Raw genomic sequence first — 19,461 nt, 5'->3', positions numbered from 1 at the left:
CCGTCAGGAGATCAGGCCGAGCTCGCGCGCCCGCTGGATCGCACCGGAGCGGCGGCGCACGCCGATCCGATCGTAGATCTGCTGCAGATACCATTTGACCGAACCCTCGGTCATGCCGACGCGTTCGGCGATCTCGCTGTTGCGCATGCCGGCGCCGGCCATCTGGAGAATGTCCACCTGGCGCGGGGTCAACGCGCCCTCGCCGCCCGCCGGCACGGCCCCCGTGCCCGACCTGCGCTCGGGCATGTCGGCGCGCGTCGCCACGAGGCGCGCCAGGAAACGGTCGGCCGGCGTTTCGCAGATCGGTGAAGCCTCGAACTGGCTCTTCAGCAGGCCCATGACCTCGTCGCCCTCGTCGAGGAAGCTGCGCACGAAGCCGCCCGGAGCGGCCCGTGCGACCGCCGAGCGGAGGACGCGCCGCGCCTGGCGCTCGTCCTCGCCGGCCAGATGCGCCCGCGTCAGCAGGATCTCCCAGCGGATCGCCGAGCGCACCGCGCCCGCATGGACGGCGAAGCGAAGCCAGCGCTGGCCGAGCGTGGCGGCGTCGACGCTGGCACCGCGGGCGATCGCCAGCCTCATCCAGCCGAAGGCCCGGGCCTCGTCCCGCGAGGCGGCGTCGAGACGCGGCTTCAGGCCGTCCGGCGAACCGATGAGCCCTTCCTCCTGGCCGAGCCTCAGCGCCTCCTCGCGTTCGCCGAAGCGCAGCAGCAGCCGGATGCGCTCGGTCACCAGGTTCTGCCGCAGCCGGTCGAGATTGCGCTGTTCCGCAACTGCCAGCCCGTCGGCCAGCCGGCGCTCGGCCGCCGCCATGTCGCCGTTCAGGGCATGAAACCGCGCCGCTGTCATATAGCCGGCAACATACTGATCGACGAAGCCGCGATTCGTGGACGGGAAATGCCGGTCGACCAGTTCGCGGCTGCGGTCGAGCTCGTCGCGCTCGTACAGCACCTCGGCGAGCAGCGGCCCGGGCAGCTCGGCGAGCCAGTCCTGGTCCTCGAAGGTCGTCGCCAGCGCCACGGCCTGATCGAGCCGGCGCACCGCGCCGGCAACGTCGCCGGTCAGGAAGCGGGTCGGCCCGACCACCGACAGGTGCCAGACCAGGCCATAGGGACTGTTGCAGCGGTTGAACTCGCGAATGCCGGCATTTTCCAGCTCGACGGCATCGCTCAGCTTGAACTGCTCGCGCCGGGCGAGCAGCAGCGAGCCGTAGATCGTGCCCCGCGTATAGGGGTCGAGGCTGCCGCAATTGGGCACCAGTGCCTGGCATTTGCGCTCGGCGCTCGGCTGGTCGTCCTCCGCCTGGGCCATCAGCATCCGGCGATGCAGGACGAGGTGATCGAGCTCGGCGCCGTCGGGCAGCCGGCCCTCGGCGGGGCGGCGATGCGCATCGACCAGTCCGAGCAGATCTTCCGCGAGGCGGAGCTCGCGGCTGACCGAGGCCGCCTGGGCCGCATAGAGCAGCAGTTTCGGGCGCCGCCCGAGCACCCTGCGCGGCAGGCGCAGCATGAGCGCCGCGAAACCGTGGCCGACGCCGTTGCAATAGGCGGTGAAGCAATGGGTATCGAGGATGTCGGCGGCGCGCTCGAACGCGCCCGCCTCGATCGCCTGGCCGGCGGCATCGGCGAACCAGCCCTTCAGCTCCAGCCAGTCGGCGGCCCGGATCGCCAGCCGCTGCACTTCGGCCGGCGGTCGGCGCCGCAGCTGCGCCCGCAGGAACCGGGCGAACAGGGGGTGATGGCGATAGCCGCCCCGCTGGTCGTCGACCGTCTCGACGAAGAGCCCCGCCTGTTCCAGCGCCTCGAGCCGATCGCCGCTGCCCGAGGTCTCCAGCACCGTGTCGCAGAGATCGGCGTCGAGCCGCTCGATCAGCGCGGTCGAGACCAGGAAGGCGGCGAGATCGGCGGGCAGCGCGGCGAACACCTCTTCCTGGAAGAAGGCCTGGATCAGGCCGTTCTCCGCCGCAACACGGGACGGGCGCTCGCGCCGGCCGGCCGAACGCCGGCCAGCCTCCAGCCGCAGCGCGAAAGGCCAGCCTTCGCTCGCCTGCATCGCCTCGCCGAGAACGGCACCGTCGGCCGCCCTGTCGGCATCGATGCCGAGCAGGGCGGCGGCCTCCTCGCGGGTGAAACGCAAGGCGTGGACGTCGATGTCCACCACGTCGCCGAGCGCCCGGGCACGGGCCAGGGCGGTGCGCGGCGCCTGCCGCGTGGCGACCATGACGGTCAGCTTCGAATCCCGTCCGGCGACGATGCCCGCCATCAGCGCGTCAGCGCCGCCGGCGGCCATCAGATGCCAGTCGTCGATGATCAGGACGCTCTCGCTGCGCTGACGCTGACGCTCGGCCACGATCCTGACCACCTGGGCGTGGTCGTCGAGCCGGACGACCGCCGGCCTGCGGGCGCTGTCGGTCACCACCGCCCCGTCGCCGGTGATCGCGATCGTCACCACATGGCGGCGCTCGGCCATGAGCTGGTCGCGCCATTGGCCCGCCAGCGCGGTCTTGCCGTAGCCGGCCGGCGCCCGCACCAGGATCAGGCGCGCGCCGCGGGCCGCATCGAGCAGGGCGAGAAGCCGTGGCCGCGGCACCAGCGCCCTGTCGCCGCGCGCCGGCGGCCAATGCGCGGTGACGACCTGCCGGTTCATCATCCCGGCGGACGCGCCATCCTGAACGAAAAGGTCCTCTGCGATGAGATCGGTCATCTCGGGAAGCGGGGGCGATCCTCGGGGGGCGCCACCTGTCGGCGCGGCCGTCGGCTTGGCGCCGATCAGGCCGTCATAGTGCCAGCCCGGGCGGAGGAATCAACCATCCGCGCGGCCGGCTCGGCACGGCCGCGCGGCCGCCGTGCCGGTCACTATCTTTCGATAGGTGACGGCGATCGCCGGTCCTCCCCACACTTCGCCCAACAGCAAGAAGCGGCCGGCTTGCGGCTGCGGCCCCTGGGGAGAACTTGAGATGGCATCCGTCCTCGAACGCACCCGCGAGACGCTCGACGGCTTCGACCGGCAGGAACATGTGATCAACGGCGTCAAGACCGTGGTCTATGCCGCAGGCCAGGGCCGGCCGCTGGTCTTCCTGCACGGCTCGGGCACCTTCCCGGGCTTCGCCTTCGCCCGCCGCTGGGCCGAGACCCGCCGGGTCATCATCGCCTATCACCCCGGCTTCGGCGAATCCGCCGATGACGACCGCATCGATTCCATGCAGGACTATGTCCTGCACTATCTCGACCTGTTCGAGGCGCTCGGGCTCGATCGGTTCGATCTCGTCGGCTTCTCGTTCGGCGGCTGGATGGCGGCCGAATTCGCCGTCCAGCACCATCACCGCATCGGCAAGCTGGTGCTGGTCGCCCCCGCCGGCCTGGTGGTCAAGGACCCGCCCGCCACCGACCTCTTCACCATCCCGCCGGCCGAGCTGCCGAGCTATCTCGCCACCAACCCGGCCGCGCTTGCCCCGTTCCTGCCCGAAGGCCACGATCTGGAATTCCTCACCCTGCGCTACCGCGAGACCACCGCGGTCGCCCGGCTGATCTGGGAGCGCGCCTCCGGCAATCCCAAGCTCGCCCCGTGGCTGCACCGGGTGAACGTGCCGACCCTGCTGCTCTGGGGCGACCAGGACCGCGTCCGGCCGGCGGCCCATGCCGAGCACTGGCGGTCGCTGCTGCCCGATGCGCGCATCGAGATCGTGCCGGCGACCGGCCATCTCCTGTTCGAGGATACGCCGGCCGCCGCCGAGCGCGTCATCGCCTTCCTCGACGCGGCCTGACCGGCCGGCAAGCGGTCGAAGCAAGCGGCCGGCGCCGACGACGGCGCCCGATCAAGAGCCGCATTCCAGAATACGGGACGTCTCTGCGACGGGAGGGAGACATGTCGACGACGCGTGAACGCATCGAGCCGTGGTTCATCGTGCTCATGCTGACGCTGTTCATGATCCTGGCATTCGCCGACCGGGCGGTGCTGGGCTTTGCGGCGGTGCCGCTGATGCGCGATCTCGGCCTGACGCCGAGCCAGTTCGGCCTCGCCGCCAGCGCCATGTACTGGGTCTATCCGGTCGCCGGCATCGCCGGCGGCTTCCTCGTCAACCGCTGCCCGACCAAATGGGTGCTGGCGGGCCTCGCCGCGATCTGGGCCGCCTCGCAATTTCCCATGCTCTGGGCGACCAGCCTCAATGAGATCGTCGCGGCGCGCGTCCTGCTCGGGCTTGGCGAAGGCCCCGCCTTCGCCGTGGTGCTGCACGCGGTGTTCAAGTGGTTCGACGACGACCGGCGCGCCGTGCCGACCAGCATCGTCTCGGAAGGCGCGGCCTTCGGCATCGTCCTCGCCGCGCCGATCGTCGCCTATTTCATCGTCGCCCACGGCTGGCGTTTCGGTTTCGGCCTGCTCGGCACCATCACGGCCGCCTGGGTCGTGCTCTGGCTGATCTTCGGCAGCGAGGGCAAGGTCGCAACGCCGAGCCCGGGCGCCGGCAATCTGAAGCCGATCAGCTATCGCGTGCTGCTCGCCGACCGCACCTTCATCGGCAATACGCTGGCCGGCTTCTCGGTCGCCTGCGGCATCACCATCATGCTGGCCTGGCTGCCGCCCTATCTGACCCGGGGCCTCGGCTATTCCACCACCCAGACGGGCTGGCTGACCACCCTGCCCTGGATCGCCAGCATCGCGCTGGTCCTGGCGGGCGGCTACCTGTCCCAGCGCCTGGTGCTGGCGGGCGTGCCGAGCCGCCATGCCCGCGCCGGGCTTCTCTGCCTCTGCCTGCTGGCCGGCGGCGCGGCGACCGCTGCCATGACCTTCCTGCCGGCCGGCGCGCTGCAATTGACGCTGCTCGCCATCGGCTTCGGCTTGCCGACCCTGGTCTGGACGCTGAGCCCCGCGGTCATCGCCGAGGTCACCCCGGTCGCCCAGCGCGGCGCCATGCTCGGCCTGTTCTCGACCATCGCCAACTCGGCGGCCGGCTCGTTCGCGCCCTACCTGATGGGGCTCGTCGTCGAGCGCGGCGCGACCCCGGCCGAAGGCTACGCCCTCGGCTTCCTCGTGCTCGGCCTGCTGCAGGCGGTCTCGGCGCTCGCCGCCTGGGCCCTGATCCACCCGGCAGCGACCATCGCCAGGTTCCAGGCCGAAGCGGCAAGACCCGCCGAAGCCAGCGCCCCGCCGGCCCGGCCGGCGCTCGTCGACTGAGCCATCGGCGCGTCCGCGCGCCCAGCAATCCTGTTCCGCCCCAACGGAGACCCGCTATGCCGATCCTGCCGGATACCCAGTTCTACGCCTGGCATTTCATGCCCTATACCGACCTGCCGCCGAATGTGGACGACTTCGACTCGCTCTGGGTCGATTTCCCGAACAAATATTTCGACCCGAAGGCCGGCCACGCCTTCTATCGGCGCTACCTCGCCGAGCTGGCGCTTGCCGACAAGCTGGGCTTCGACGGCGTCTGCGTCAACGAGCACCACAACACGCCCTACAGCCTGATGCCGATCGCCTCGGTGGTCGCCGCCGCGCTCATTCCCCAGACGAGCCGCGCCAAGATCTGCGTGATGGGAACGCCCGCCGGCCTCGACCAGCCGCACCGCCTGGCCGAGTCCTATGCCATGCTCGACGTCATGTCGGGCGGCCGCCTGGAGGTCGCCTTCCCGCTCGGCACGCCGATGGAATACTGGGCCAACTCGGTCAACCCGGTGACCTCGCGCGAACGCCAGCAGGAAGCCCTCGACGTCATCCTCCGGGCCTGGACCGAGGACGGCCCGATCCGCCATGAAGGCCGCTTCTACAACTACCGCTACCTCAACATCTGGCCCCGGCCCTATCAGCAGCCCCACCCCAAGGTCTATCTCGTCGGCTCGGGCAGCCCCGGCACCATCGAGCTCGCGGCCCAGCGCGGCCTCGGCTACTCCTCGACCTTCAGCCCGATCGCGAGCCAGCTGGCCGCGCAGAAGACCTTGAAGGAGCGCGCGGCCCATTACGGCCACACGATCACGCCGGACCAGATCCCGATCACCTGCATGGTCTATATCGGCGACGACGACGAGAGCGCGCTCGCCGAGATGGAACCGCATGTGCGCTACTTCTTCACGACCCTCACCAAGGCCGGCCGGTTCATCGACGCGCCCGGCTACCTGTCGCTGGACGAGTTCAGGAAGCGCAACGGCCGCATGCTGCCCTCGAGCCATGGCGGGGCCTTCGACTGGAACCAGATCCGCCAGCAGTTCCGGGTGGTCGCGGGCACGGCCAAGACGGTTGCCGACACCATCGAGAAATGGGCCGAGGAGGCCGGCTCGAGCCGCATCATCTTCCAGATCCACAGGGGCGACATGCCGCACTGGAAGGTGGTGCGCACGCTGACCGGCCTCGCCAACGAGGTGATCCCGATGCTGAAGGCGAGGCAGGCCGCGGCGAACCGTCAGTCCCTCGGCGTCGCCGCCGAATAGGCCGCCCTCTCCGTCCGCTCCCGATCGAGGACATATCCATGACCTTCACCATGACACCCGGCCTGACCCGCGCCCAGGAAGGCCTCGAGGGCATTGCCTGGAACATTCTCGGCCAGACCTATGTGCCGAAGCAGCTGTCCGACCAGTCGATGTCCTGGCACGCGACCTTTCCGGAGGGCACTTTCGTGCCCCCGCACACCCACCCGACCCAGGACGAGTTCGTCTATGTGCTGACCGGCAAGCTCGACTTCTGGCTCGACGGCAAGGAGATCCAGGCCGGGCCGGCCGACCTCGCGCGCCTGCCCATGGGCATCCCGCACGGCATCTTCAACAAGTCAGGAGAGACGGTGACCTGCCTCTTCTGGGTGTCGCCGACACGCCGGCTGTTCGATCTGTTCAAGGCCATCCACAACGTGCCCGATCCCGGCGAGGTCGTGCGCCTTTCCGCCTTGCACGAGGTCGACTTCCTGCCGCCCCCGGCGGCCTGAGACGTGCGGGAACGGCCCGGGGTCGAAGCAGACAGGAGAAAAGCGATGGTGCGGCGTCAAGGCGCCCGGCTCGCGCGCAAGCCGGTGGTGGTGGCGATTTCAGGCAGTCCGTCACCGGCTTCGGCGACGGCGGAGCTTGCCGATCACGTGCTCGGCCTGCTGGCGCCCGCCGTCGCGATCGGCGGTCACATCCGCCTGCGCGAGCTCGATCCGGCGGCGCTCATGAGCGGCCGGACCGACGATGCCGGCCTCGCCGCCGCGATGCGCGAGGTCGAGGCCGCCGACGGCCTCGTCATCGCGACGCCGATCTACAAGGCCGCCTATTCGGGACTCCTGAAGGCGTTCCTGGATGCGATGCCGCAATTCGGGCTCGCCGGCCGGACGGTGCTGCCGCTGGCGACCGGCGGCAGCCTCGCCCATGTCCTGGCGCTCGACTATGCGCTCCGGCCCGTGCTGCAGTCGATGGGCGCCCGCCACATCGTCCAGGGCACCTTCGTCGCCGCCGGCCAGATGCGACGCGGCGGGGAGGCCTTCGGCCTCGACCCGGGCGCCGCCGAGCTGCTCGGCGAGGCCGTGCTGCACTTCACCCATGCCGTCGCCGACGCCTCGCCGAAGACGCTGTTCGGCCATCCGCGGCCGCTGCGCGAAGCGGCCGAATGAAACGGGACCGCGCGACCGCGCGGCCATCGCATGCCGCCTCAAGCCGCGGCAATTGCGTACCACGCGTCGATACGGGACAACCCCAGGCACAGGCCGCCTGCCCCAGCGGCGGCCCCTTCGGGGAGGTGCTCGCATGGTCTCGAAGCTCATCGCGGCGGTTCTGCTCGCTTCGTCCGTCCAGCTCGCGCCGGCCCGCGCCCAGACGCCGGCCTGCATCGAGGTGGGCGGAACAGCGACTTCCCGCTTTACCGGCCGCCTCACCCGTCCGGTCTTTCCCGGTCCGCCGAACTACGAGGACGTCAGGCGCGGTGATGCCCGCGAGCCCGCCTATATCCTGACGCTCGACCGGCCGGTCTGCGTGAATGCGGAGGGCGACGAGAATCTCGACCGCCAGTCCGTCTCGCGGATCCATCTGCGCCTCGATCCGGGCAATGCCGCGAGCCGGCCTGCCTACGATCAGCTCGGGGCCCTGATCGGCCGCACGATCACCGTCGCCGGCACCGACGGATTCGGCGCCCAGACCGGACATCACCGCGCGCCGCTCGTGCTGACCGTCATCGGGGTTGCAGCCCCGTCCGCCGGCGGCCGCGAGGGCCTGCCGCCGTGAGATGCCGCGCGATGTCCGCGGCACCGGCATCGTCGGGAGCGTTCCGAGTGCTTTCCGGTTCGCGTCGTGCGTCGGTCCTCACGGTCCCGATCGGCGCCGGCTGGGGCCAGCGCAGGAGCGCCTGGCGGCCGGCTTCGCTCAGGGCATAGATGCCGCGCTCCGGCCGGGTGAACCAGCCATAGACATTGCTCTTGAGGATCTTCGGCGCGTCCGGCACGACGAGCTTGACGTCGCGCGGCCGGAGCGGTCCGGAGCTCAAAAGCGCGGCGCAGCTCAGGGCCTGCTGGCGATAGGCCGTCATGATCGGCTGCCGCGTGCTGCCCCCGGCCACCGGATCGCCTTGGCGCTTGTGATATTCGGCCATGATGCGCGAACGCCGGCGCGCATTGCGCCTGAGCCCCGGCGCCTCCGGATTGGCAAGCACGCGCACGCTTCCAGCCTCCGTCACGCCGATGAGGCCAAAGCCGAGCCGCCGGCACAGATTGCGGAAGCGGGCATCGCCCTCCCGGCCCTTGCCGCGGCTCGACAGGCGGGCGGCGAGCCAGATCTCGTCGGCCACCGTCGCCCGGTCGACACCCTGCAGCACCAGTTCCAGATTGAAGCTCAGCTTCAGCTCGCAAATGACGACGACCGGCGGGCCGTCGCCCTTCACCGCCACCAGGTCGCAGCCGGCGATCTCGCCCTTGACCGCAAAGCCGAGGCCTTCGAGGAACCGTTTCACCGGCAGATAGAGCGATGTCTCCAAGGCCGCCTCCCCATGCCGCCGCGCGCTTCGTGGCTCCGTTAGACACGAGTCGCGCCGGCAAGGCACTTCGAGTGCATGCCTTGCGCAGGCGCGGAAATCGAACGTGAAGGAACGAAGGCGCGCGCCGCCGGTTCGGCTTGGAGCAGAACGGGAGGCAGCCATGTCCTCTGATATCGATGATGTCGACGGATTCGCGCCGTGGCGCGCCGGGCAGCCCGAGCCGCCGCCGCCGGCGCCAGAACCTTTTCCGCCGCCCCCGCCGCAACCCATTCCACCGCAGCCGGACCAGCCCGAACCGCCGCCGCTGCCGATCCCGCCGGGCGATCCAATCACCCCGCCGGACCGGCTGAGCACGGGTGCCGCGCGGCGTTTCAGTCCTTGCGGCGGTTGGTGAAGCTCGCATTGCCGAGGCCGGTGCCGATCGTCACCACGCCCCAGCGGTCGACATCCTGCATGAACGGCACCTCGGCGAGCCCCTGCACCACGGCATCATTGTGCATCATCACCAGCGTCTCGTGCTCGCCGATGGCCGGAATCTCCTTGACCAGCGCCGCGGGCAGGTTGAACGTGCCGCTCTCCCAGTTTCCACCGGGCAGGTTCTGGCCGCCACGCGTGATGCTGCCGTCCGGCGCGATGATGCCCGGGCAGCCGACGCCGATGAACGGCGCCAGCTTGAAGCCTTCGTCGCCTGCCTTTTTGATCTGGCCTTTCAGCATCTTGACGAGCTCCTTGACAGCCTCGGTGCGGGACGGCTCGTCATCGGCGTGCCGCCACAGCTCGGACTTCCACACCTCCGCCTTCGACAGGTCGGCCTTCTTCTTCTGATGCAGCACGACGATGCCCGCGCGGATGTTGCTGCCACCGATATCGACCGCCAGGATCGCCTCATGGCCGGCGAACATCCAGGCGGGAACCAGATGGATCGCGCCGATGAGTCCGGCTTCGTCCGGGTGATGACTGATCGGCCGCAGCCCGACGTCGATGCCGTCGGCCTTCAGCGCAACGCCGGCCCTGGCGATCGCCAGCGCGCCGACCCGCCCCTGCTTGAAGCCGCCGCCGACCGCGATGCGCTCGATCGCATCCCAGCCCTTGGTGCGCATGAACCGCTTGATGACCTCGGCGAGTTCCGCCGCAAAACCCTCGATCGCGGCATGGACCAGCGCGGCCGCCTCGGCATCCTCGCCCATGATGTGCAGATCGAGTTGCTTCTTGCCAATTTCTTCGGTTGCAACATCGCCGATCGGATCTGCGTCGAGCTTGTCCAGCCTGCCCCGGAGATCGTCGAGCTTGTCGAAGAAGGCGCGCTTGCTTGCACGGTCGCCGATGAAACCGTTCCGGTCGCGCAATTCGAGATTGTAACTATCCACCGTCACCGAGGCGAGCTGCGCAACGCCATGGCCGATCACCGGTTCTCCCCGTTGCGCCTTGTTTGCCCGTTTGGACATGGTCGACATCGCTCCCTCGCCGCGGTCACTGCAGGTGGTCCAAGGCAATCAACGCTTTCGCATCGCGAGCGTTCCCGGGCGTCATCCGGACCGGGACCCGACGGCCGCCAAGGGTGGAATCTTCTGCGCGCACCGGCATTTGGCGCCCGTTCTCGTGGTCCGTGATCCGGCCGCCGGCCGCACCGCCACAAAAAGGCCTCTCGTCGGGAACGGATGACGCAACCGCCGGTTCTCGTGTCGATACGATGCCCCTCGCAACAGGACGGGACGATGATTGAGAACAGCCTGTTCGAACCTCTCTCAGTTCAGCCGGAAGACCTCGGCGCATTCGAAAAGAAATTCCTGCGCGACGTCGCCGATGGCGTCGTCCGGGCAGTCGACGCATCGTTCATCGACCGCATGACCGGCTATGGCCTGATCGTCGTGCGGGATCGTCACATTCGGCTCACGCAGCGTGGCCAGTCCTTCTGCGACGCCTACGCGACGCGCCGGCCGACCTTTGCGGGAAGCGGTGGCAAAGGAGCGAAGCCGCCACGCTGAATCGGCCTCCGGCAGACATCACGTTCAGCTTCAAAATATAACAATGATCAAACGGCGAAATACCCGCATAAAACGCCTGCTTATGACAGCCAATTCCTCAAAAACTCATGTATTCGACACTTCCGATTCGAATTCTTCATCAGAACGGCCATTGCGACACAAGCGCCTTTCAATTCAAAAACGATGTTGATGCGCACGATCTTTTCGCGACATCGTCGAACCCTAAACCGAGCCGTTGGGTTACATGAGAGTGCAAACCGATCTGAAGGCCCTTCGGCTGACGGAACCGGTTGCCTCAAGCAAAGGAGACCTTTGCCATGAAACGCAGCACTCTCGCCAAGATCGCGGCGCTGGGCATCGTGGTGATGCCAAGCATGGCCCTCGCCCAGAGCCGCATTATTGAGGAAGAACGCGCTCCGGCACCGGGCGCAGGCTTCGGCACGGGCGCGGCAACCGGCGCCATTGGCGGCGCCATTGTCGGCGGCCCCGTAGGGGCGGCTGTCGGCGGCGCGGCCGGTGCGGTCGTGGGCGGCATCGCCGATTCCGCCCAGCCGCGCTTCCGGCGCTACGTCGAGGAACGGCATGTGCCGTCCTACCGCTATTCGTCACGGGTCGTCGTCGGGACGGAATTGCCGCGTGACGGCATCCGGACCTACCGCGTGCCGCGCGAATACAGCACGAAGCCCTATCACTACACGGTGGTGAACCATCGCACCGTGGTGGTCGATCCCTCGACGCGGCGGGTCGTCCAGGTGATCAGTGATCCGGGTGTCGACTACGACGAGTGATCCCGGTCGCGTTGCAGAAATGCCGGCGGGCTTTCGAGCCCGCCGGAACCATCGCGTGAGGCGCCGGGTTGCTCACCAGAGGAGGCCTCCCATGCCCCGTGGCGACAAATCGAAATATACGGCCAAGCAGGAACGCAAGGCCGATCATATCGCCGAAAGCTACGAACAGCGCGGCGTTTCCGAAAAGGAAGCCGAGAGGCGCGCCTGGGCCACCGTCAACAAGGACGACGGCGGCGGCAAGAAGGCAGGCTCCGGCCGCGGCAGTGATACCGGCCGTCCTGCAGCCCACAAAGGAGGACGCAAGGGCGGCGCCGCGGCGGCGTCCCGCTCGGCAGCCGAGCGTTCGGCATCCGCCCGCAAGGCCGCGGCAACGCGCAAGCGCAACGCCGCGGCACGCTCGTCCTGAACCTTCGGGACGCGCCGCGCTCCGCTCCTGCGAACCCGTTTCAGGAGATCGTGATGACCCGCACGGACCACGAAGACGAACGGCGCCGGAAAGAGCCTGATCCCCAGGACCACGGCCTGATGGGCAGCCGCTTCGTCGAGCCGACCGATATCCGCAAGCCGCCGTCGGAAAAGGCGCCCGGCGAACAGCAATTGACCGCCGATACCGCAAGGCAGGCCCCGCTCGGCCGTCCGGTCCTGGCCGTCCTCATCATTGGACTCGCCGCGGCGGTGCTGGTTCTCGGCCTCTATACGCTCGTCTGGACGCGCAGCCTTTGAGCTGCGCCCTTTTTTTGGGGAGCAGGGCGTCATGTCCGACGACACCGACCGCATGTTTTCGGGTGCAGCGCTGCCGGAAGATCTGGCCGTTGGCCTCGACAAGTTCCGCGAGGAATATCGTCCGCGCCTCAGCCAGTCCGAAGCGGCGCAAATGATCCTGAGGCTCTGGCTGATCGACAACGGCTACATCGTGGCGGAGCCGGGGCTTTCGGCCCCTTGGCAGAAGGCGGCGCCGGACGATTGATCCGGCCCGCTCCGCTGCTCAGGCCGCGAACTGCCGTTCCCGATAGAGAATGCGCCGGGCCTCGGCGCGATAGGCCTCGCGCGCCACCTCGGACAATTCGTCCCACGTGACGTTCATCAGACATTCCTGGAGGAAAAGCTTACGCGCCAGTCGCTCGACATCGGACGCCGCAAACATGTTGATCAGCCTTTCGGGTCTTTCTGGAAAGGCGATCGCGCGGCGTAGGGCACCGCGGGCCGCCTTCGGTCCATCAACGTTCAGCCGCTCCGGCAGTTCCCGCGCCGCCGTCAACTCGCCGGCCGCTTCGCCGCGCGGGCGACCTCGCTGATCGCCGTGACATCCCAATTGCCGAGTTCGACCTCGTGCAGGATGGCGTGAGCGATCGCCTCGCGCGTCGCATGGTCGTCGAGAGCCACACGGCGCTCCGCGCAGACCGAGAGATAGATGACCTGCATCATGGAGATCTCGTCGGGCGTGAAAGTCCCGCGGCTCTCCAGGTCCGGAATGATCGACAGCATGGATTTCTCCATCGGCTCCATCGTCCGGCGGTGCCTCACCCGCCGCCCGCTTCGATCGGCATGGTGTCGAGCGCCGCAGCTTCCTCGGTCGGACTGTGCGGCGAAGGCTGTGCCGCCACGACCTCGGCCTCGGCGAGACGCCGATAAAGATTGCGCGACCGGCGCAACGGCCACCAATCATAGAACAGGATCTCCGCCGGCCGCCAGTTGGCGACCCAGCCGAACACCGAAATCCCGTCGCGAATGCCCTCGCGCCAGCCGTCCGGCAGCGGCGCCCCGTCGACAGCGCGCGCCAGCGCCGTGCAGATCGCCAGGATGACCAGTCCGATCGCCAGCGAGATCAGCCCCGTGCGCAGGAGCTTGCGCAGGTTTTGCGCCTCCGTTGCGGCCGCCCGCCGGAAATGCTCGCGCAGGACCTCGCCCAGCCGGGCGACGGCGCGCCGGTCGGCCGGCTTGCCGCGGAGGCCGAGCTCGATGACGAAACGGTTGCGCCGCGGCGCATACCAGGCTTCCGAGGCGACATATTGGGCAGCCGTGCTGTTCAGGCTGAATTCATGGAAGGGTGAAGGATCGAAGGTCGAGAACAGCTGTTCGACGCTGTGAACGTCGAGGCCGATACGGGTGACATTCGGATCCTGGCCGGGAGACGACATGGGCTCTCACCACGCAAGTTCGGGTTGGCGTCCCGTGTCCCGGACCGGACATTCGCGCCGCCCGAAGCCGGGACGGGAGCAAGCTGCGGATCCAGGCACGGCCGATTAATCACATGACCGGGAACGGTATTCGTGACCGAAACGCACGCGGCGCCGGAGCGCCGCATCCGCCGTCGACCGGAGGCGAACTTTGGAGCCGCGACCGCGATCGCTTTTCCGCCGTGTGCCTGTTGAATGCCCGACCGCAGGGCCTCGCGATAGATGGCGGCGTCGAAAAATGCGTCCCGGGGGCCCGCTCGTCGCTTCGGAATGCTGCCTCCATATCGCCGCAAGTGCCACGGGAACCGATCGAGGTCGCGCGGGTTGCCCCTTGGACGCAATGCCGGAGTCCGCGCGACAGATCGAGATCACCAGCCATCGGGGCCGCCCTGGTCCACGATCCCCCTCGAAGGACGCATCATCGCCGATGCGCCTTCTGCCGGGGAACCGGGGCGCGGCGCACGTGATGTTGCGGCAGGCCTTCGCCAGGAGACCATCTCGGAGACCATGCTGATGAAGATCGCCCAGATTGCGCCGCTCTGTGAGCGCGTGCCCCCGCGTTTCTACGGCGGAACCGAACGGATCGTGTCCTACCTGACCGAGGAGCTGGTGCGCCAGGGGCACGATGTCACGCTCTTCGCCAGTGGCGATTCCGAGACCTCGGCCGAGTTGGTCGCCTGCTCCGACATGGCGCTCCGGCTGGATCCTTCGGTCAAGGACTACCTGCCATATCATGTCATCATGCTCGATGAGGTGGCGCGCCGCGCCGACGCGTTCGACGTCCTGCACTTCCATATCGACATCCTGCACTATCCGATGGTGCGGGCCTTTTCCGACCGGACGCTGACCACCCTGCACGGCCGGCTGGACCTGCCCGACATGAAGCCGTTCTATGCCGCGTTCCCGCAGGCGCCGCTGGTGTCGATCTCGCATCAGCAGCGCAACCCGATGCCGCCGAGGCTCAACTGGGCCGGCATGGTCCAGCACGGCCTGCCGCCCGAGACCCTCGACTTCACGGCCGAGCCGGGTGGCGACTATCTCGCCTTTCTTGGCCGCATCTCGCCCGAGAAGCGACCGGACCGCGCGATCGAAATCGCCCTCGCCGCCGGCGTTCCGCTGAAGATCGCCGCCAAGGTCGACAAGGTCGACCAGGCCTACTGGGAGACCGTGGTCGAGCCGATGGTCGCCGCCAATCCCTCGATCGACTATATCGGCGAAATAAGCGAACAGGAGAAGTCGGAATTCCTGGGCAATGCGCGGGCGTTGCTGTTCCCGATCGACTGGCCAGAACCTTTCGGCCTTGCCATGATCGAGGCGATGGCTTGCGGCACGCCGGTCATCGCATTCCGTTCCGGCTCCGTCCCCGAGGTCATCGACCACGGCCGCACCGGCTTCATCGTCGACACCATCGCGGAAGCCGCGGCGGTGGTGCCGTCCGCCTATGCACTGGACCGCGCCGCCGTGCGCGCCACCTTCGAGCAGCGCTTCACGGTCGAGCGCATGGCCCGCGACTATGTCGACATCTACCGGTCGCTGCCGGGCGTCCGCGCCGAGGCCGGCCGGCCGCGGCGGCAGGCCGGGGATGGCGCCGGCCTGCACCTGGTGCAGGCGGGCGGCATGCGGATCTGATCCGGGCGGCTATGCGGCGACGAGAAGACACGGACGATAGGCAGGAGGCTTTGCAACCCATGTCGATCGTGAGCGCTGATGCCGCTCCCCACGCCCCGGCACCGGCCGGCCCGGCCGGCCAGGCAGTGGCGCAATTCTTCATCCCGGCCGCCGCCTCGCTGCAGGAGCGGCGGCCGCGCACCCTGAAACATGGCGACACCTTCGCGCTGTTCGACCACAACGGCGATGCACTCGCCGGGCCGGGCAGCCCCGAGGGCATCTATTGCCGCGACACGCGCTACCTCTCGCATCTCTATCTGACGATCGGTGGCGCAAGGCCCATGCTGCTGTCCTCGACCCTGCGCGACGACAATGCCGGGCTGACCTGCGATCTGACCAATCCGGATCTCTTCGACGATCAGGGCCGGCTGGTCCTGCCGCACGACCTCATCCATATCCGCCGGTCGCGCTTCCTTTGGAACGCCGCGGCCTATGAGCGGCTGGCGTTGCGCAACTTCGACCTTCATCCCCGCACGGTACGCGTCACACTGGCCTTCGCGGCCGACTTCGCCGATCTTTTCGAGGTCCGCGGCAGCCCGCGCCCGCGCCGTGGCCGGGCGCATCGGCCGATCGTCACCGCCGATGGCGTGACCCTGGCCTATACCGGCCTGGACGCGCGCCGGCGCAGCACCACGCTCAGCTTCGAGCCGGCGCCGACCGCCGTCGACGCGGAACTCGCCGTCTTCGACTTCGACCTCGCCCCGCACGAAACCAGGGTGCTGTTCGTGGCCGTTCGTTGCGATCCCGAAGGCGCCCAGCCGTCCCCCGCCCGTGCCTTTTTCGCCACGCTGCGCGAGTCGCGCCGCGCGCTGCGCGTCTCGACCGCGCGCGCTGCCGCGATCAGCTCCTCGAACGACATCTTCAATCAGGTCGCCCGGCGCAGCGTCGCAGACCTCTACATGCTGGTGACCGATACGCCCCAGGGCCCCTATCCCTATGCCGGAATCCCCTGGTTCTCGACGGCCTTCGGGCGCGACGCGCTGATCACCGCCCTGCAGACACTCTGGCTCGATCCGGCCATCGCACGCGGCGTGCTCGGCTATCTCGCAGCGAACCAGGCAACCGCGTTCGACCCGGCCGCCGACGCCGAACCAGGCAAGATCCTGCACGAGACGCGCCAGGGCGAAATGGCCGAGCTCGGGGAGGTCCCCTTCCGCCGCTACTATGGCAGCATCGACTCCACGCCCCTGTTCGTCATGCTTGCCGGCGCCTATCTCAAGCGCACCGGCGACGCCGAGACCATTCAGCAGCTCTGGCCCCAGATCGAGGCCGCCATCGGCTGGATCGAAAACCATGGCGACCGCGATGGCGACGGCTTCGTCGAATATTCGCGGCGGACGGACGAGGGCCTGGTCAATCAGGGCTGGAAGGACAGCCACGACAGCATCTTCCACGCCGACGGCCGGCTCGCCGAAGGTCCGATCGCGCTCGTCGAGGTCCAGGCCTATGTCTATGGCGCCTGGGTGGCTGCCGCCGACATCGCGCTGATGCTCGGCAAGGCGGCGCTGGCCATCGACTTCGAGGCGCGTGCCGAGATCCTGCGCGGCCATTTCGACCAGACCTTCTTCGACGAGGAACTCGGCACCTATGTGCTGGCGCTCGACGGCGACAAGCGGCCGTGCCGGGTGCGCACCTCCAATGCCGGCCATGCCCTGTTCACCGGCATTGCCGATCCGACACGCGCGCCGTCGGTGGTCGCGACGCTGACATCCAATGCCTGCTTCTCCGGCTGGGGCATCCGCACGCTGGCGGCGAACGAAGCCCGCTACAACCCGATGAGCTATCACAACGGCTCGGTCTGGCCGCATGACAATGCCCTGATCGCCGCGGGCTTTGCGCGCTACGGATTCCGCAGCGAAGCGGCACGCATTTTCGAGGGGCTGTTCGCCGCGTCCACCTATATGGACCTCAATCGGCTGCCTGAGCTGTTCTGCGGCTTTCCGCGCCAGGCCGGCCATGGACCGACCTTCTATCCGGTCGCCTGCGCGCCGCAGGCCTGGGCGGCCGCGACGCCGCTGTCGCTGCTTCAGTCCTGCCTCGGGCTCGGTTTCGACATCGGCGCCGGCCACATCCTGTTCGAGCAGCCGGTCATGCCGGACTTCCTTCAGGAGGTGACGCTGCGCGGCCTGACCGTCAATGACGGCTCTGTCGCGGTGGCCTTGCGCCGCACCGGCGCGGAAGTGGTCGCCGACGTCCTGGCGCGGCGCGGCGGCCTGCGCGTTGTCACCATGAGCTGAACGATGGGAGACAAGGACGAAATGATCGACAAGGCAGCCAGGATCGCCGAGATCGACCGGCGGATTGCTGTGACACGCGACAATATCCGCCAGTTGATCGCCCAGTCGGCCGCTCTCACCGGCATCGCGGCGGAAGAAGCCGCGGCCGACCGCATGGCCGCGCAGGAGCGCGCGCTCGCCGAGCTGATCCAGGCGCGCGAGGCGCTCGCCGGCAGGCCTGAACTCGGGAAGAGCTGACGAAAAACGGCCCGCATCCGGAGGGAGCGGGCCGAAGGAGGTCTTGGGCAGGCTGTCTGCAATGATCCCTTGCGAAACGACGTGACTGTCGCCGGGGGCCTCGCGGCGGGATCGATGCGAGTGTAGCGGTCGCTGCGCTGCGTGCCACCCGGCCGAACGAGGGAGCCTCGCCCGTTTCACGGACCTGGCGGCGTAGCGGACGGCCGGATCAGCAACGCCGGCACCAGCGCCATGATCGTCACTCCGGCGGCCAGGATCAGGTTGGCCGTCAGGCCATGGCCGTCGACGACCAGCCCGCCGGCCGCCGAGCCGGCCGCTATGCCGAGATTGAAGGCCGCGACGAACAAGGCCGTGCCGGCTTCCACCATCCCGGGCGCCGCCCGCATGATCCAGGTCTGCAGCGAGACCGACACGCCGCCATAGGCGCCGCCCCAGAGGATGAGCGCCAGCGCACCGCCGGCCGGGCTGGCGCCGGCGCCGATGACCAGCAGCAGGCTTCCGGCGAGCGCCACGACGATGGTCGCGAGCGGCGGTCCGGCCTCGCGCTGCGCCAGCGTGCCGGCGAGAAAATTGCCGGCAATGCCGGCCAGGCCATAGGCGAAGAGCAAGGGGCCGACCCAGATCGCGGCAAGATGCGAGACGCTTTGCAGCATCGGGCGCACGAAGGTGAAGGCCATGAAATGCCCGGCGACGATGAGCAGCGTGACGGCGAGACCGAGGCGCAGGCGGCTCACCCGCAGTTGGCCGGCAATGTCGGCCAGCCGGATCGAGCCCGTCATCGGCAGGGCCGGCAAGGCCCGCCAGTTGGCGGCCAGCACGACCAGGCAGACCAGCGCCATGGCGGCGAAGGCGCTGCGCCAGCCCAGGAGATCGCCGACGAGCGCGCCGAGCGGCACGCCGAGGACGGAGGCGGCGGCGACGCCGCCGAAGATCACCGCCGTGGCGGTGCCGATGCGCGCCGGCGGCACGAGCCGTGCCGCCAGGCCGCCGGCGATCGCCCATATGCCGCCCATGCACAGGCCGACGAGGATCCGGACCGCAAGCAGCCAGGCAATGCCCGGCGCCAGGGCCGACGCAAGGTTGGCCGCCGCCAGCAGGGCCAGAAGGCCGATCAGAACCCGCCGGCGGTCGCGGGCGCCGGCGGCAACGACCGCGACCGGGGCGAACAGCGCGGCCATCAGCGCCGGGATCGACATGGCGAGGCCCGTCGTGCCGGCGCTCGCCTGCAGGTCGGCGGCGATCCGCGTCAGGAGCCCCACCGGCAGCATTTCCGTCGTCACCACCGAGAAGGTCGAAACTCCCGCCGCCGCAACGGCGAACCAGGGGCGCGCCGGTCCGCTCTGGCACGTCTCCGCCGGCAAAGGGCTGGTCGTGGTCGACATCGGCGCTCTCCTTGTGCGTATCCGGGCGGCAGAGCCGCGCCGGCGCGGTGGAGGCGCTGTTCTATCGGGTC

20 protein-coding genes are annotated in these 19,461 nt (G+C 68.9%); 14 read left to right on the top strand and 6 right to left on the bottom strand.

The genetic code is table 11. The features are described from left to right. Window positions 1-3: 3 nt before the first annotated feature. Window positions 4-2,700 carry a LuxR C-terminal-related transcriptional regulator gene (locus OZ671_RS04630; RefSeq protein WP_268859641.1) on the bottom strand — a complete coding sequence of 899 codons (2,697 nt, stop codon included), beginning with the start codon at window positions 2,698-2,700 and terminating at the stop codon, window positions 4-6. Window positions 2,701-2,953: 253 nt separating this feature from the next. Here OZ671_RS04630 and OZ671_RS04625 point away from each other — a divergent pair, with 253 nt between their 5' ends. From OZ671_RS04625 to OZ671_RS04600, 6 genes are all read left to right on the top strand, one after another. Continuing rightward, window positions 2,954-3,760 carry an alpha/beta fold hydrolase gene (locus OZ671_RS04625; protein WP_268859640.1) on the top strand — a complete coding sequence of 269 codons (807 nt, stop codon included), beginning with the start codon at window positions 2,954-2,956 and terminating at the stop codon, window positions 3,758-3,760. A gap of 101 nt (window positions 3,761-3,861) precedes the next feature. Beyond that, a complete protein-coding gene (locus OZ671_RS04620) occupies window positions 3,862-5,169 on the top strand; it encodes an MFS transporter (protein WP_268859639.1) in 1,308 nt (435 codons plus the stop codon). 56 nt (window positions 5,170-5,225) lie between these two features. Beyond that, window positions 5,226-6,416: an LLM class flavin-dependent oxidoreductase gene (locus tag OZ671_RS04615; protein ID WP_268859638.1), complete on the top strand. Its 1,191-nt coding sequence runs from the start codon at window positions 5,226-5,228 to the stop codon at window positions 6,414-6,416. A gap of 38 nt (window positions 6,417-6,454) precedes the next feature. Further along, window positions 6,455-6,904 carry a cupin domain-containing protein gene (locus tag OZ671_RS04610; protein ID WP_268859637.1) on the top strand — a complete coding sequence of 150 codons (450 nt, stop codon included), beginning with the start codon at window positions 6,455-6,457 and terminating at the stop codon, window positions 6,902-6,904. A 45-nt stretch (window positions 6,905-6,949) separates the two neighbouring features. Beyond that, a complete protein-coding gene (gene ssuE, locus OZ671_RS04605; protein WP_268859636.1) occupies window positions 6,950-7,564 on the top strand; it encodes an NADPH-dependent FMN reductase in 615 nt (204 codons plus the stop codon). 133 nt (window positions 7,565-7,697) lie between these two features. Then, on the top strand, window positions 7,698-8,171 hold the full coding sequence (locus OZ671_RS04600; protein WP_268859635.1) for a hypothetical protein: 474 nt from the start codon (window positions 7,698-7,700) through the stop codon (window positions 8,169-8,171). Here the strand turns inward: OZ671_RS04600 and OZ671_RS04595 are convergent. Both OZ671_RS04595 and OZ671_RS04590 read right to left on the bottom strand, forming a co-directional pair. Further along, window positions 8,119-8,916, bottom strand: a complete 798-nt coding sequence (locus tag OZ671_RS04595; protein ID WP_268859634.1) for a DUF2161 domain-containing phosphodiesterase — start codon at window positions 8,914-8,916, stop codon at window positions 8,119-8,121. The genes OZ671_RS04600 and OZ671_RS04595 overlap by 53 nt on opposite strands. Window positions 8,917-9,287: 371 nt before the next feature. Further along, a complete protein-coding gene (locus OZ671_RS04590) occupies window positions 9,288-10,361 on the bottom strand; it encodes an ROK family protein (RefSeq protein ID WP_268859633.1) in 1,074 nt (357 codons plus the stop codon). A 270-nt stretch (window positions 10,362-10,631) separates the two neighbouring features. Between OZ671_RS04590 and OZ671_RS04585 the strand changes: the two genes are divergently transcribed. The 5 genes from OZ671_RS04585 to OZ671_RS04565 all read left to right on the top strand — a co-directional run bounded on the left by OZ671_RS04585 (window position 10,632) and on the right by OZ671_RS04565 (window position 12,656). Further along, window positions 10,632-10,901, top strand: coding sequence for a hypothetical protein (locus OZ671_RS04585; RefSeq protein ID WP_268859632.1), 270 nt, complete (start codon window positions 10,632-10,634; stop codon window positions 10,899-10,901). 317 nt (window positions 10,902-11,218) lie between these two features. Beyond that, entirely contained in the window at window positions 11,219-11,689 is a 471-nt protein-coding gene (locus OZ671_RS04580; protein ID WP_268859631.1) for a DUF1236 domain-containing protein, read from the top strand. Between the two features lie 91 nt (window positions 11,690-11,780). Continuing rightward, window positions 11,781-12,095 carry a plasmid stabilization protein gene (locus OZ671_RS04575; protein ID WP_268859630.1) on the top strand — a complete coding sequence of 105 codons (315 nt, stop codon included), beginning with the start codon at window positions 11,781-11,783 and terminating at the stop codon, window positions 12,093-12,095. Window positions 12,096-12,148: 53 nt separating this feature from the next. Beyond that, on the top strand, window positions 12,149-12,412 hold the full coding sequence (locus tag OZ671_RS04570; RefSeq protein ID WP_268859629.1) for a hypothetical protein: 264 nt from the start codon (window positions 12,149-12,151) through the stop codon (window positions 12,410-12,412). A 31-nt stretch (window positions 12,413-12,443) separates the two neighbouring features. Further along, window positions 12,444-12,656 (top strand): hypothetical protein, encoded by a 213-nt coding sequence (locus OZ671_RS04565; RefSeq protein WP_268859628.1) that lies wholly within the window; start codon window positions 12,444-12,446, stop codon window positions 12,654-12,656. A 287-nt stretch (window positions 12,657-12,943) separates the two neighbouring features. Here the strand turns inward: OZ671_RS04565 and OZ671_RS04560 are convergent, their stop codons facing one another. Both OZ671_RS04560 and OZ671_RS04555 read right to left on the bottom strand, forming a co-directional pair. Then, on the bottom strand, window positions 12,944-13,174 hold the full coding sequence (locus OZ671_RS04560; protein ID WP_268859627.1) for a hypothetical protein: 231 nt from the start codon (window positions 13,172-13,174) through the stop codon (window positions 12,944-12,946). A 35-nt stretch (window positions 13,175-13,209) separates the two neighbouring features. Beyond that, the gene (locus tag OZ671_RS04555; RefSeq protein ID WP_268859626.1) at window positions 13,210-13,827 is read right to left on the bottom strand and encodes a hypothetical protein; all 618 of its coding nucleotides are present in this window, start codon (window positions 13,825-13,827) and stop codon (window positions 13,210-13,212) included. Between the two features lie 552 nt (window positions 13,828-14,379). Here OZ671_RS04555 and OZ671_RS04550 point away from each other — a divergent pair. The 3 genes from OZ671_RS04550 to OZ671_RS04540 are packed head-to-tail and all read left to right on the top strand — an operon-like array spanning window position 14,380 to window position 18,008. Beyond that, window positions 14,380-15,495 (top strand): glycosyltransferase family 4 protein, encoded by a 1,116-nt coding sequence (locus OZ671_RS04550; RefSeq protein WP_268859625.1) that lies wholly within the window; start codon window positions 14,380-14,382, stop codon window positions 15,493-15,495. A 59-nt stretch (window positions 15,496-15,554) separates the two neighbouring features. Then, window positions 15,555-17,771: an amylo-alpha-1,6-glucosidase gene (locus OZ671_RS04545; RefSeq protein WP_268859624.1), complete on the top strand. Its 2,217-nt coding sequence runs from the start codon at window positions 15,555-15,557 to the stop codon at window positions 17,769-17,771. Window positions 17,772-17,774: 3 nt separating this feature from the next. Next, a complete protein-coding gene (locus OZ671_RS04540; protein WP_268859623.1) occupies window positions 17,775-18,008 on the top strand; it encodes a hypothetical protein in 234 nt (77 codons plus the stop codon). A 176-nt stretch (window positions 18,009-18,184) separates the two neighbouring features. Here OZ671_RS04540 and OZ671_RS04535 read toward each other — a convergent pair whose 3' ends face one another. Then, window positions 18,185-19,390 carry an MFS transporter gene (locus tag OZ671_RS04535; RefSeq protein ID WP_268859622.1) on the bottom strand — a complete coding sequence of 402 codons (1,206 nt, stop codon included), beginning with the start codon at window positions 19,388-19,390 and terminating at the stop codon, window positions 18,185-18,187. Between the last annotated feature and the right edge of the window lie 71 nt (window positions 19,391-19,461).

Origin of the sequence: Phreatobacter sp. AB_2022a, assembly GCF_026847585.1 — a bacterium.
In the GTDB taxonomy this organism is placed as follows: domain Bacteria; phylum Pseudomonadota; class Alphaproteobacteria; order Rhizobiales; family Phreatobacteraceae; genus Phreatobacter.
The sequence above is the reverse complement of the archived record's forward strand: the minus strand, read 5'-3'. Positions and strand labels throughout refer to the sequence as shown.

Coding starts and splice junctions, on each gene's coding strand:
- OZ671_RS04580 (WP_268859631.1), top strand. CDS start 11,219: ATGAAACGCAGCACTCTCGCCAAGATCGCGGCGCTGGGCATCGTGGTG.
- OZ671_RS04625 (WP_268859640.1), top strand. CDS start 2,954: ATGGCATCCGTCCTCGAACGCACCCGCGAGACGCTCGACGGCTTCGAC.
- OZ671_RS04600 (WP_268859635.1), top strand. CDS start 7,698: ATGGTCTCGAAGCTCATCGCGGCGGTTCTGCTCGCTTCGTCCGTCCAG.
- OZ671_RS04585 (WP_268859632.1), top strand. CDS start 10,632: ATGATTGAGAACAGCCTGTTCGAACCTCTCTCAGTTCAGCCGGAAGAC.
- OZ671_RS04570 (WP_268859629.1), top strand. CDS start 12,149: ATGACCCGCACGGACCACGAAGACGAACGGCGCCGGAAAGAGCCTGAT.
- OZ671_RS04545 (WP_268859624.1), top strand. CDS start 15,555: ATGTCGATCGTGAGCGCTGATGCCGCTCCCCACGCCCCGGCACCGGCC.
- OZ671_RS04590 (WP_268859633.1), bottom strand. CDS start 10,361: ATGTCCAAACGGGCAAACAAGGCGCAACGGGGAGAACCGGTGATCGGC.
- OZ671_RS04615 (WP_268859638.1), top strand. CDS start 5,226: ATGCCGATCCTGCCGGATACCCAGTTCTACGCCTGGCATTTCATGCCC.
- OZ671_RS04630 (WP_268859641.1), bottom strand. CDS start 2,700: ATGACCGATCTCATCGCAGAGGACCTTTTCGTTCAGGATGGCGCGTCC.
- ssuE (WP_268859636.1), top strand. CDS start 6,950: ATGGTGCGGCGTCAAGGCGCCCGGCTCGCGCGCAAGCCGGTGGTGGTG.
- OZ671_RS04550 (WP_268859625.1), top strand. CDS start 14,380: ATGAAGATCGCCCAGATTGCGCCGCTCTGTGAGCGCGTGCCCCCGCGT.
- OZ671_RS04540 (WP_268859623.1), top strand. CDS start 17,775: ATGGGAGACAAGGACGAAATGATCGACAAGGCAGCCAGGATCGCCGAG.
- OZ671_RS04555 (WP_268859626.1), bottom strand. CDS start 13,827: ATGTCGTCTCCCGGCCAGGATCCGAATGTCACCCGTATCGGCCTCGAC.
- OZ671_RS04560 (WP_268859627.1), bottom strand. CDS start 13,174: ATGCTGTCGATCATTCCGGACCTGGAGAGCCGCGGGACTTTCACGCCC.
- OZ671_RS04575 (WP_268859630.1), top strand. CDS start 11,781: ATGCCCCGTGGCGACAAATCGAAATATACGGCCAAGCAGGAACGCAAG.
- OZ671_RS04565 (WP_268859628.1), top strand. CDS start 12,444: ATGTCCGACGACACCGACCGCATGTTTTCGGGTGCAGCGCTGCCGGAA.
- OZ671_RS04620 (WP_268859639.1), top strand. CDS start 3,862: ATGTCGACGACGCGTGAACGCATCGAGCCGTGGTTCATCGTGCTCATG.
- OZ671_RS04535 (WP_268859622.1), bottom strand. CDS start 19,390: ATGTCGACCACGACCAGCCCTTTGCCGGCGGAGACGTGCCAGAGCGGA.
- OZ671_RS04610 (WP_268859637.1), top strand. CDS start 6,455: ATGACCTTCACCATGACACCCGGCCTGACCCGCGCCCAGGAAGGCCTC.